Here is a 12,160-nt window from a genome sequence, read left to right as displayed (position 1 = left end):
CGACCGAGACAAGTAAAGCAACGCTCTGCGGCTGTGACCGCTCGCCCACGAGAGGCACGTTCTCTACCGATGGCACTGCGAATACTATGAACATGCCAACCGATTTCGGCTTCACGCAGCCGGACGTCTTCAATCTGACACGCGAGAGCGTGATCGTGCGCGATGCCGTCGGCCGCGTGCTGGCTTGGAATCGCGCCGCCGAGCTGCTCTACGGTTGGTCGGCCGGCGAGATGGTCGGCCGCGTGGCGGACGAGATGCTCCGAAGCAGCCCGCCTGTGACGATTGCGGCCGGCGCTGGGGCGGAGCTCTGGTCCGACCAGATCGTTCGCGTAGGACGAAATCGCAATACGTTGCTGATCGACGCGCAATTCAGCGTCCAGCGGCGTGATCAAAACGGTGCGCCCGTTGAGATCGTCGAAATCAGCCAGCTGATCTCCGGTGCCCGGACCGCATCTTCGCTGGAGGGAGAGCACCGCTACCGCACGCTCTTCCACGCCATGCCGACATCATTCCTCGAACTCGACATCACCGGCGTTAGACCCATCCTCGCCGAGTTCCGGGATTGCAGCATCGAGGAGATCCGGTCACGGTTGCATGCGACCCCGGCCACCGTCGAGCGAATGATGCGGGCGACCCGCGTGGTCGACGTCAACGAGCATGCCATCGAAACCTTCGGCGACGGCGACAGGACCGGCATGCTCGACTGTGTCGCGCCGTTCTGGCCGATCGAAAGCTACGGGGTCTATGTTGACAGCCTGATCGCCCGCTTGACCGAGACGCCGCGTTTCACGCGCGAGACGACCATGACGACGCTACGAGGACGTCCGGTTCACGCCATCTTCACGGCGTCGCTTGATCCAAGGCTCGTCGGCAACGGACGGGTGATCATCGGCATTGTCGACGTGACCGCGCTGACTCTGGCCAATCTGACGCTCGCGGAGAGCCGGGAGCGCTACCGGGCGATTTTCCACCGCATGCCGATGCCGTTGTTCCGGCTCAACGGCGACGCCGTGAGCCTCGAACTGAAGGATTTCACGGCCGAGCAGCGCGACGATCCCGAGGCAGTTCTGCGCGCCCGTCCCCAGATACTCGATCACGTCATGCGCACCTCCTTCATCGAGGAGGCGAATCTGCCGGCCGCAAGGCTGCTCGGCGTGGACGACCCCGAGCAACTGATCGGCCTGCCGGGCGGCCCCCTGCTGGCGAGCCGCCCCGACTCGTTGCGCCGTTTGGCGCTCGCCTCGATTCAGTCGGTCAGCTTTGAGGAGGAGACCCAGATCACCACGCCACAAGGCCGGGTTCTCGACGTGCTGCTGACGATGAATTTCATCAACGAGAACGGCAGGCGCTTCTCGCTGGCCGGGATGATCGACGTCACGGATCGACGGAAGACCGAGGCGGATCTGGCCGCGCTGCAAGCCGATTTCGCCCACGCGGCCCGCATCTCCATGCTCGGCGAACTGGCGGCTTCGATCGCGCACGAGGTCAACCAGCCCCTCGCGGCGATCGGCGCGAGTGGCGAAGCCGGCATGCGCTGGCTGGATCGCGATCCTCCCAACCTCGATCGGGTGCGAAACCAGTTGACGCGGCTGGTCGGCCAGGCGGAACGCGCCTCGCGTATCATCGAACGGATCCGCGGCGCGGCCCGGAGTTCGGCGCCCGAGCGCCAGTCCCTTGACATGTCGAAGGTCGCGCAGAACGCCCTCGGCCTCGTCGAACATCAGGCGCGGGCCATGCGGGTGACGCTCGACCTTCGCGTCATGGGCGGCCCCTTCCTGGTGATGGCCGATCGAACCCAGCTCGAACAGGTGATCGCCAATCTGGTGATCAATGCGATGCAGGCGATCGCCGCCGGCGAGGCCGCGCATGGCCATGTGGTCGTCGGCATCGGCGGCAGCGACGGCTACGTCGAATGCTCCGTGGTCGACGACGGACCCGGCCTCGAGCCGCATGTCGAGCGGCGCCTGTTCGACAGCTTCTTCACCACCAAGAAGGACGGCATGGGGCTTGGCCTGTCCGTATGTCGCTCGATCGTGCAGTCGCTCGGCGGCAGCCTGACGGCCGAGAATCGATCCGACGCGCCGGGTGCACGCTTCATCTTTCGCGTTCCACGCGCTGCGGCGGGCGACGGTTAGAGGCCGAGCGCGGCGATCTTGCCGACGATATCCGCAGCGGATACGGCGTTGAGCTTTCGCTTGGCGCTGCTGCGATGCATTTTCACGGTGATCTCGGACACTCCGAGTTCGTGAGCGATCTGCTTGTTGAGAAGGCCGCGGCCGACTCCACGCAACACGTCGCGCTCGCGCGCCGTGAGCCGCTGCGCCAGCCGGCGCAATTGCACCATCTCCTCGTCTTTCGAGCGCCGCTCCTCGTCCTCGCGCAAGGCCCCCAGAACGGCGTCAAGCAACTCCTGATGCCGAAACGGCTTCGGCAGAAAATCGACGGCTCCCGCCTTCATGGCCCGCACCGAGGTCGGGACATCCCCGTGGCCCGTAATGAAGATTACCGGGATCGTGAAACCCATCTCAGTCAATCGCGACTGCAGTTCGAGCCCGCTGGTCCCGGGCAAGCGGAGGTCGAGCACCAGGCAGGCTGGCCGATCCGGTAGACCGGCCGACAACAGTTCCTGGGTTGAGCCGTACAGCAGGGACTCGATACCGACCGAAGCCAGCAGATCCCCGAGACTCTCGCGCACCGCGATGTCGTCATCCACGACCAGAACCACGGGATCACCGGTCGGCGCGCTCACAATATTCGGCCTCCGCTTCGAAGTTGACGGGTCGGGCGACAGCATCTCGCTCCTCTGGCTCGCCAGCACAGGGCATCGCTCCGATCGCCCGAATACAGGCTACCAAACCCGATCACCGGCCTCAACGCCCCCGTATTTACCCTGCCCTATACCTTGGTAGTCGGCCACAAGCGCCTAATCGCGTTGCATCGGCGGCATCCCTCGTTCAGTGTGACGGATATTGATCGAGGAAAAGACTGAATGCGCTAGTCTTTAACTCTCAATCCGCAAAAATCAGATGTTCCCGGCTCGGCCGAGAGCGCAAGGAGGATCATCTTTGGCCGGACGATTGCTATCCATCATCGATGATGATGAGGACGTCCGGCAATCCTTGCTGGCCCTGATCGAAAGCGTCGGCTACAGCGCCCGGCTGTTCGCCAGCGCCGAGGAGTTCCTGGCCTCGGACGCATGGACCGAGACCTGCTGCATTCTCAGCGATGTCCAGATGGCTGGAATGTCCGGAATCGAATTGGCCGATCGCCTGGCGCAGTCCGGCAGCCGGATTCCGATCATCCTGATCACCGCTTACGCCAAGGACAACCAGAGCTTCGCGCTCAGCCGACCGGGCGTGGTGGCGGTGTTGCCGAAGCCGCTGCAGCTCAACGCGTTGATCGAGCAGATCGGCCGCGCGCTGGACTCCGGCGCCGCCGGCTGAAGAGCGCACCTCTCGCAGTGCATGGACCGCGCGCCCGGCTGCGCCGGATCGCGCGAACCTGCCGGCCGCGGCTCCCGGTCTCGGCAGCGGTTCAGATGCTGAGACATCAGCCGGACATAACGGCACGAGGCCGCCTTTGTCCGGCGTGCCTCGAGCGATGGATGCGATGACTGCCGAAGGCCTCAGGGCCTTCGGCAACGAGATCAGAGAAGCGGCGTGAGGTCGCTGACGGTGACAAACCCGGGACCTTCCGCTGCGAGCGCAGCGTGCACCGAGGGCCGGCGGCCGACCCGTTCCAGCAGGCCGAGCAGCCGCGGACAATCATCGAGCGGGATCTTGAAACAGCGCGTCCAGCTCGCGATCACGAACAGATAGGTGTCGGCCGCGGTGAAAATGTCGCCGGTCAGGAACGACCCGGTCATTTCGCTCGACGAAGCCGAGCCGCCCGCGGATGCGGACGACCGCGAGTTCGCCCGTCCGGGTTTCGACGCCCGGCCAGTACAACGGCACGAGACTCTTGTGCAGTTCGGCGGCGATGAAGCTCTGCCACTCCATGACGCGGTAGCGGGACATGGTGCCCGCCGGAGGCATCAGGTCGTGGCGCTCGGAACGATCGCAGAGATACTGGACGATAACGAGGTTCTCCGTCAGCCGCTCGCCATTGTCCAGCTCGAGCAACGGCACCATGCCACGCGAGGCGACGGCCTTGTAGTCCGACCCGTCGGCGCGCTGCTTGGCGGTGACGTTGACGACCTCGATGCTGAAGGGCAGCCCGATCTCGCGCAACAGGATGTGGACCGAGAGCGAGCTTGCGCCGGGATGGGTATAGAGCTTCATGGCCAGGATCCCTGAATGGCGTCAGAACGAGGTGATGACGGACCACAACCTCATGGTCCGACGCGGAAACGCAGGCCTTGGCATCAACGTTCCGACTGGTGTCAGTAATCGTCCGATGCCCAACATGGGGGGGTGATTGGTAAGTGAAAAGCACAATCCCTATGACGTAGGTTTGGATCAGTGTCCGGCAATCCGTCGCAACCAACCATGTATGCCGACAGACTTTCAGGCGCGAGCTTTGAGTCGATGCTATTTTCTTCAATCTGTCAGGTCACGATAAGAATCTCGCGATACCTTCCCGGATACAGGCGAGGATTTCGTCCTGCCTTTCCTCAAGGCGGGACACCGGCCCGCCGACGCCAAGGACCAAGTTGCGTCCGAAATCACGCTTTGGCAGCAGGACGGCGATGACGCCGGCGTCCTGGACGACAATGTGCTTGGAGAACATGTAACCGTCGCGCCGGATGCTGTTGACGATCTTCATCAGCGCGTTCAGTTCGAAGTGCTCTTCCGGCGGGCAAACGGCGTTAATCCGCCGCAGGAGCCGTTCAATCTCCACGTCGGTATGACCACTGAGCAATGTGCGTCCGATTCCGCTGATTGCGAGCGGCCGGACATCGCCGGGCTTCACTTCGAAACGAAGGCGCTTGCTGGTTTGCAAGGCGTGAATGTACTGAGCATGCAGATCAGATTGTGTGCTGATGCTGACAAGCTCGTCGAGTTTCCCATGGACAAAATCGACTAAGGCAAGGATGGCGCTGTCGCCAAAGAGCCCCGTGTCCAGCCATCGACCCATTTGCGCGATGCGCATCGTCGGCATGTAGGTGCGGTTGTAGCTGTCGTAGAATAGGTATCCGAGCATCGCCATGCTCTTCAACAGGGCAGCGGCACTGGAGGTCGGATAATCGCACTTCGTCGCCACCTCCTTCAGGGAGATCGGGCGCTTCACATCCTCAAAATATTCGAGGACCTCGAAGACGCGCTTGGCGGACTTGATGCTGGAATTTGTCATTTACACATATGTAGAAACAATTCTGCTCGAACGCGCGCGGGAACAGAACTCTGACCTGACAGAACAAATCGACGAGGCCAGCAACAAATTAGCACCTATCGACGTCCGACCGCAACTCTTTTCTATATATATGGAAATAGAACTACATATCTGTAACCTGATGGACTCCAAGCGGTCCCGCTAATATTGTTCTCCCCGCCGACGAGGCTGCGGCGTTGTCGCCGCTCAAAAACAAAAATGCCTGCCACAGCTGGCGGGACTTGCAGGGAGGCGTCATGGAGCCGCGAATGAATTTTTCAGCCGCGATTGACTGAAATCGGCCGGTCGCTGCGCGGGCTCCCCATCGCCGTGTCGAAGCCCGCGACCGTTCTCCCCGAGATCAAACCAGCCCGCTCACGATGGCGACTCCGGCCAAGCCGCTGCGCGCGGTGGCGGCAACACCTCTCGAGACCGAACAGGAATTTGAAAGCATGAACCACCGATTGCCCGAAGGCAGCTGCGATTGTCACTTTCACATCTACGGTCCCTTCGATCGTTTTCCGCCCGCAAGCGAGGGACGCTTCACCGCGGCTAAGCCGTTCACGATCGAGGACGCCTTTGCCGTCTGGGACAAGCTGGGGATCACGCGCGGTGTGATCGTCCATGCCGTAGGGTCGGGCGAAGATAACGCTGTGACTTACGACGCGCTGCGTCGTTATCCCGACAGGCTTCGCGCCGTCGCGATCCTGCGGCCCGACGTCTCGGATCGGCGGCTCGACGAGCTCACCGACGCCGGCTTCAAGGCGGTGCGCGTGACCATGATCCGGCAGGACGGCAAGCCAGTCTCGACGCTCGGCACCAGCTACGACGATCTGGTCAAGCTCGCCCCTCGCATCGCGGAGCGCGGCTGGCACGCCCAGCTCTGGATCGAGAGCTCGGATCTGGCCGCCGCCGCGGCCGAACTCGAGAAGCTGCCACTCGACTACGTGATCGACCACATGTCACGGACGATGGCTGACAAGGGCCACGAGCATCCGGATTTCCGGGCCTTCACCGACCGGCTGAAGACCGGGCGCTATTGGACCAAGATCTCGGGTGCGGACCGCAACACCCGGATTGGACGCCCTTATGCGGACACTGCACCGTTCATGCGCGCCATCGTTCAGGCTGCGCCAGATCAGGTCGTGTGGGGTAGCGATTGGCCTCACGTCGGCCATAGCGCCGAGACGATGCCGGATCTTCAGGATCTGCTTCGCCTGCTTCACGAATGCGTTCCCGACGAAGCCACTCGCCGCAAGATCCTGATCGCCAATCCGGCGCGGCTCTACAATTTCTGACCAGACCGAGGACATCTTGGACAACAACAGCAAGAAGCTGCCGCTCGACGGCGTAATCGTCATCGACCTCGGCCAGGTCTATCAGGGTCCGTATGCCGGCTTCCTGATGGCGCAGGCCGGGGCGACCGTCATCAAGGTCGAGCCGCCGAACGGCGAGCCGGTGCGCCATCGCGCCCGCATCAGCAAGGGCAACGCCGTCCCCTTCGCGATGCTGAACGCCAACAAGCGCAACATCAGCCTGAACCTGAAATCGCCTGACGGAGCCAGGGTTCTGAAGGAGCTCGCGGCGAAAGCCGATGTGCTGATTGAAAACTACGCGCCGGGCGTGCTCGATCGACTGGGCGTCGGCTACGCCGCGCTCAGCGCCATCAACCCGCGGCTGATCTACGGATCGGCCACCGGCTACGGCCTGTCGGGTCCGAGCCGCGACAATCTGGCGATGGACCTCACGGTACAGGCCGTGTCTGGCATCATGAGCGTGACGGGATTTTCCGATGGTCCGCCGGTCAAGGCCGGCCCGGCTATCACCGACTTCATCAGCGGCGTGCATCTTTACGCGGGTATCCTCACCGCGCTCTACGACCGCGAGAAGAGCGGCCGCGGCCGGCTTGTCGAGATCGCGATGGTCGAGACCGTCTACCCGGCAATGGCCTCGAATCTGGCCGATGTCTTCAATCGCAAGGCGGCGGCTCCCCGCACAGGCAACCGTCACGGCGGACTGGCCGAGGCGCCTTATAATGTCTACCCCGCATCCGACGGCTACGTCGCCATCATCAGCGTCAACGAATCCCACTGGATCGGACTCACGCGCGCGATGGGGCGGCCGGAACTGGCCGACGACGTGCGCTTCAAGACGGTGCTTGACCGTTTGAAGCACATCGACCTGACCGACCAGATGGTGTCGGACTGGTCCTCCCAGCTCACGCGCGACGAGATCACGGAGCTCTGCCGCGCCAACCGTGTTCCTTGCGCCGCGGTTCGCGACCTGCGCGAGGTGACCGAAGACAAGCATCTCCACGCCCGCGGAATGCTGCGCGAGATCGCCCATCCCGAATACGGCGACATCCTCGTTCATCGCAGTCCGCTGGTGCTGCATGATACAGCCGCGCCGGACTACATACCGTCCGCGCGTCTCGGTCAGCACAATGGCGAAGTGCTGTCGCAATATCTCGGCCTGTCCGACGACGAGATCGATGCGCTCCGCCTCGTCGGCGCCATCGCACAAGCATGACGAATATCGAGGCGCGAATGTCCGGGTTCGCGAATTCAGGGGGAGATCACAATGGTCAAGCTGTTTGAAAACATCGCATTCCGTGGCGTCGAGCTGAGCAACCGCATAGTCGTCTCGCCGATGGGGATGTATTCGGCCGTGAACGGTTATGTGACCCCGTTCCATCTGGTCCACTACGGCAAGTTTGCCCAGGGCGGGGCCGGTCTCGTCTTTGTCGAACAGACGTCGGTCACGCGGAAGGGACGCATCACCAACGGCGATCCGGGATTGTGGGAGGACGGCCAGATCGATGGCATGCGCCAGATCGTCCATGTCATCAAATCGCATGGCTCAAAAGCTGCGATCCAGATCAATCACGGCGGACGCAAATCCAGCCAGCAGCGCGCGTTTCGAGGCAACAGCCATCTGACCGATCGCGATATCGAGATGGGAGAGGAATCCTGGGTGCCCACGGGTCCATCGGATGTCGCGTTCTCCGACGGCTTCCAGACTCCCATTCCTCTCAGCAAAGATGGTCTCGTCGGCGTGCGCGATGCCTTCGTCGCAACCGCGCGTCGAGCGTTACTTGCGGGATTCGACGTCATCGAGCTTCACATGGCTCACGGTTACCTGTTGCAGTCGTTCCTGTCGCCGCTCGCTAATTTCCGCACGGATGAATATGGCGGCAGCCTCGAAAACCGGATGCGCTTTCCACTCGAAGTGGCGCGCGCCGTGAGGGCCGCGCTTCCTTCGTCGACACCGCTGTTCGTGCGCATCTCCGCGACGGACTGGATCGATGGAGGCTGGGAAATCGAAGACAGCGTCGTTTTCTCCCGCAAATTGAAGGAACTGGGCGTCGACCTGGTCGACTGCTCGACGGGCGGCAATCTGCGCGCTGGATCAACCAATGCCAACCTCAATCGGGGTCCGGGGTACCAAGTGCCGTTTGCCGAACGCATCCGGCACGAGGCGGGTATCGCGACCGGCGCAGTCGGCATGATCCGAACCCCGGATTTCGCAGAGAAGGTTCTTCAGGACGGCCGGGCCGACCTTATCTTCCTCGCGCGCCAGATGCTCTACGATCCGTTCTGGGCGCTCCACGCTGCAGAGCATTTCGGACTGACCGGCAATTTCGAACAGTGGCCCGAACAATATGGCTGGTGGCTTGCCAAATGGGGCGGAGCGCTTCGCGCCAAAGGCGAAAGCCTTGACGGCGTGGAGCGATACCGCGAGGCGGCCGAATAGAGCCTCATCCGCGCCGATAGCATCGCAAGATCAATCCAGACTTCAAGCATTTAAAATTTCAAAGGGAGTGAAACAATGAGAAGTGTGCTGGCTGCATCGATGGTTTTCCTGAGTCTTGCTTCGGCTCATGCGCAGGCGCCTGCATCGAAGCCGGTCAAGCTTGGCGTGCTCAACGACCAGTCGGGGCAGTATGCGGATGCCGCCGGGCCTGCGGCGGTCGAAGTCGCCAAAATGGCGATCGCTGATTTCGGCGGCAAATTGCTGGGTCGGCCGATCGAACTCGTCTTCGCCGACCACCAGAACAAGACCGACATCGCTTCGGGCATTGCCAGGAGATGGATCGACACGGAAGGCGTGGATGTTATCCTTGATATCGGAAACTCCGCGGTCGCGTTGGCTCTGGCCGATCTGGTACGGGACAAGAACAAGATGATGATCGTGTCGTCGGCCGGCGCTTCCGCCATCACGAACGAAAAATGCTCGCCCAATACATTCCAGTGGACCTACAACACCTACACGCTGGCGCGCAGCACAGCGAAGGCGCTGATGGGCCAGGGCGGCAATGAATGGTACTTCCTGACGGCCGATTATGCCTTCGGACAAGCCTTCGAGTCCGATGCGTCTGCCGTGCTCAAGGAAGCCGGCGGCAAGGTGGCTGGTTCGGTGCGGCACCCCTTCAACACCAGCGACTTCTCTTCATTCCTGCTGCAGGCGCAGAACTCGAGCGCCAACGTGCTGGCGCTCGCCAATGCCGGCGGTGACACCACCAACTCGCTGATGCAGGCTCACGAGTTTGGCCTGCTCGGCCAGAAGAGCAAAATGCGGGTCGCCGCCCTGCTGTTCCAGATCACCGATGCCAAGTCGGTCGGCCTTCCCAACCTGCAGGGTCTCTACACCTCGGAGGCCTTCTACTGGAATCGGAACGATGCCTCGCGCGCGTTCGGGAAGCGGTTCTTCGAGAAGGTCGGCCGCATGCCTACCATGGTTCAGGCCGGTATGTACTCGGCGACCATGCACTATCTGAAGGCCGTCGAAGCGGCCGGAACGCTCGATAACGCCGCCGTGCTGGCAAAATTCCGTTCGATGCCCGTGAACGACTTCTTCTCGGAGAAGGGCTATGTGCGCGAGGACGGCATGCACATCCACGACTACTATCTGCTGCGAGCAAAGACGGTGGAGCAGTCCAAGACGCCGTGGGACTTCTACGACGTGGTCGCGACCGTTCCGGCCGAGGATGCCAACATCCCCCGCGATCAGAGCAAGTGCTCGCTGATGAAGAAGTCCTGATCTCCAGGCGTTGTAGGAGGAATTCTGAGCGGCAGCCTGAGGCTGCCGCTCAGAGGGCGGCTTCCACCGCTCCGATCGAGCCGGAGTCCCGGCTTCGCTTCCGGTCACACCGAATTTATGCTTATCTCGCCCCGAACAGGCTTCGGGAGGGGATGAACCGTGACCGATCAGGCGAGAGAAGCAATCGAGCTTCTGCTGAAGAACCGCCAATCGGAACGTCGACAATCCTATCTCGTGCGCGGCCGCCGGTACGAACGGCTCTCGGCCGACGATCTTTGCAAGCTCTGGGCGGAGCAGATGAACCGCTGGGCTGACGACTCGATATCGTTCGATCAGAGGGCCCTCAACGATCTCGGCGTCGAGATGGGTTTGCGGGACATGTCACCGCCTCTCGACTGGATCGCTGAAGCGAGACAGAAGATCCTCGCGAAATCGGGACAGGCCTTGGCGGCAGTTTTGCAGGCGACCCCAGAATAGCAGTCGAGAGCACGATGCCGTCTCGCAGAACACCCCTTTTCATATCCATGTAAATGCGACGCCGTCACTGACGCGCATTGGCATGCCTGGGCCGGCCTCCTAATCTTGATCAACAAAAGGGAGGCCGGGATGAAGGAAACGCTGCTGTTCTCGCCGCTACGCATTCGGGATGTGACGTTCAAGAACCGGATCGTGGTCCCGCCGATGCTGCAATACGTGGCAGAACGCGGCTTCCCGACACCCTGGCACATCACCAATGCGGGCAAGTTCGCCGCAGGCGGCGCGGGCCTTGTCATCGTCGAGTCGACCAAGGTCGAGCGCCGCGGCTGCGGCACGGTTGGAGATCTCGGCATCTGGGACGACAAGTTCATCGCGCCGCTTCGCGATATCGCGAGCTTCATCAAGTCGAACGGCGCGGCGGCCGGCATCCAGCTTGGACACACCGGCCGGAAGGGAAAGGCCCGGCGCCCCTGGGAGGGAGATGGAACCCTCTCCGCCCAGGAGCTTGCGGAGGTCGAGGATGTGAACGGCTGGGACCTGATCGGTCCGAGCGCGCTTGCATTCGGCAATGGCTATTTCATGCCGCGGGCGCTGCAACGTCATGAAATTCCCGATGCGATCGACGCCTGGGGCAAGGCTGCGGCGCGCGCCGACCAGGCGGGGTTCGACGTCGTCGAATTGCATGCCGCCCATGGCTATCTGATCCATTCGTTCCTGTCGCCGGAGGCGAACCAGCGTTCAGACGATTATGGCGGCAGCGAAGCCAACCGTATGAGATTCGCCATTGAGGTCGCCGAGTCCGTTCGTGCGCATTGGCCCGCGTCCAAACCCCTGTTCGTCCGCCTTTCGATCGAGGACGAAGCGGGTTGGGGACCGGCGGAGAACGCCAGGCTGGTGCGCATCCTCAAGACGAAGGGCGTCGACGTCATCGACTGTAGCACCGGCGGTCTCAACAGCAAGGTGCCGAACTTCTTCCGGCTCAACGAGTACGGTTATCAGGTTCAGTTCGCGGACTATATCCGCCGCGAAGCCGATATCATGACGATGGCAGTGGGCCTCATCATTCACGGCGACCAGGCCGAGGCGATCCTGCAGGACAAGAAGGCCGACCTCGTCGCGGTCGGCCGCGAATTCATCCACAACCCGAACTGGGCGATGGATGCGGCCCAAAAGCTCGGCGTCGATCCGACCTTCAGCGCGGTCCCGCCGCAGATGGGCTACTGGCTCGAAAAGCGGGCCCGCCGCGGTTTTGGCGGAAATCCCTCCACGTGGCAAAAGGGCATCGCGGCGGATAGCTGATCACCGCCGGGCGCGGTTGCGCAGCGACACGGCC

At 62.3% G+C, this 12,160-nt stretch carries 12 protein-coding genes; 8 read left to right on the top strand and 4 right to left on the bottom strand.

Annotated elements, in window-relative coordinates:
- The first annotated feature begins 155 nt into the window (after positions 1-155).
- Positions 156-2,135, top strand: a complete 1,980-nt coding sequence (locus GA0061099_RS13640) for a PAS domain-containing sensor histidine kinase (RefSeq protein ID WP_158644870.1) — start codon at positions 156-158, stop codon at positions 2,133-2,135.
- On the opposite strand, the gene GA0061099_RS13635 is transcribed toward GA0061099_RS13640, so the two are convergent.
- Positions 2,132-2,794, bottom strand: coding sequence for a response regulator transcription factor (locus GA0061099_RS13635; RefSeq protein WP_083235121.1), 663 nt, complete (start codon positions 2,792-2,794; stop codon positions 2,132-2,134). The genes GA0061099_RS13640 and GA0061099_RS13635 overlap by 4 nt on opposite strands.
- 271 nt (positions 2,795-3,065) lie before the next feature.
- Between GA0061099_RS13635 and GA0061099_RS13630 the strand changes: the two genes are divergently transcribed.
- A complete protein-coding gene (locus tag GA0061099_RS13630) occupies positions 3,066-3,443 on the top strand; it encodes a response regulator transcription factor (protein ID WP_158644869.1) in 378 nt (125 codons plus the stop codon).
- 203 nt (positions 3,444-3,646) lie between these two features.
- Here the strand turns inward: GA0061099_RS13630 and GA0061099_RS43095 are convergent, their stop codons facing one another.
- From GA0061099_RS43095 to GA0061099_RS13620, 3 genes are all read right to left on the bottom strand, one after another.
- Positions 3,647-3,865 (bottom strand): glutathione S-transferase family protein, encoded by a 219-nt coding sequence (locus GA0061099_RS43095; RefSeq protein WP_141697596.1) that lies wholly within the window; start codon positions 3,863-3,865, stop codon positions 3,647-3,649.
- The gene (locus GA0061099_RS13625) at positions 3,765-4,280 is read right to left on the bottom strand and encodes a glutathione S-transferase N-terminal domain-containing protein (protein WP_083235101.1); all 516 of its coding nucleotides are present in this window, start codon (positions 4,278-4,280) and stop codon (positions 3,765-3,767) included. Before GA0061099_RS13625 ends, GA0061099_RS43095 begins: the two co-directional genes overlap by 101 nt.
- A 271-nt stretch (positions 4,281-4,551) precedes the next feature.
- Positions 4,552-5,292 carry an IclR family transcriptional regulator gene (locus GA0061099_RS13620; protein WP_074447753.1) on the bottom strand — a complete coding sequence of 247 codons (741 nt, stop codon included), beginning with the start codon at positions 5,290-5,292 and terminating at the stop codon, positions 4,552-4,554.
- Positions 5,293-5,762: 470 nt separating this feature from the next.
- On the opposite strand from GA0061099_RS13620, the gene GA0061099_RS13615 reads away from it, so the two are divergent.
- The 6 genes from GA0061099_RS13615 to GA0061099_RS13590 all read left to right on the top strand — a co-directional run bounded on the left by GA0061099_RS13615 (position 5,763) and on the right by GA0061099_RS13590 (position 12,126).
- Positions 5,763-6,608: an amidohydrolase family protein gene (locus GA0061099_RS13615; protein WP_074447916.1), complete on the top strand. Its 846-nt coding sequence runs from the start codon at positions 5,763-5,765 to the stop codon at positions 6,606-6,608.
- A gap of 16 nt (positions 6,609-6,624) precedes the next feature.
- Positions 6,625-7,839, top strand: a complete 1,215-nt coding sequence (locus GA0061099_RS13610; RefSeq protein WP_074447752.1) for a CaiB/BaiF CoA transferase family protein — start codon at positions 6,625-6,627, stop codon at positions 7,837-7,839.
- A 51-nt stretch (positions 7,840-7,890) separates the two neighbouring features.
- Positions 7,891-9,063: an NADH:flavin oxidoreductase/NADH oxidase gene (locus GA0061099_RS13605; RefSeq protein ID WP_074447751.1), complete on the top strand. Its 1,173-nt coding sequence runs from the start codon at positions 7,891-7,893 to the stop codon at positions 9,061-9,063.
- A 75-nt stretch (positions 9,064-9,138) separates the two neighbouring features.
- Positions 9,139-10,350 (top strand): ABC transporter substrate-binding protein, encoded by a 1,212-nt coding sequence (locus tag GA0061099_RS13600; protein ID WP_074447750.1) that lies wholly within the window; start codon positions 9,139-9,141, stop codon positions 10,348-10,350.
- A gap of 159 nt (positions 10,351-10,509) precedes the next feature.
- Complete coding sequence (locus GA0061099_RS13595) at positions 10,510-10,827, top strand: hypothetical protein (protein ID WP_074447749.1); 318 nt, start codon at positions 10,510-10,512, stop codon at positions 10,825-10,827.
- Between the two features lie 129 nt (positions 10,828-10,956).
- Complete coding sequence (locus GA0061099_RS13590) at positions 10,957-12,126, top strand: NADH:flavin oxidoreductase/NADH oxidase (RefSeq protein WP_074447915.1); 1,170 nt, start codon at positions 10,957-10,959, stop codon at positions 12,124-12,126.
- Positions 12,127-12,160 lie beyond the last annotated feature (34 nt).

This window comes from Bradyrhizobium yuanmingense, assembly GCF_900094575.1.
In the GTDB taxonomy this organism is placed as follows: domain Bacteria; phylum Pseudomonadota; class Alphaproteobacteria; order Rhizobiales; family Xanthobacteraceae; genus Bradyrhizobium; species Bradyrhizobium yuanmingense.
This window is presented reverse-complemented; position numbering and strand designations above follow the sequence as displayed.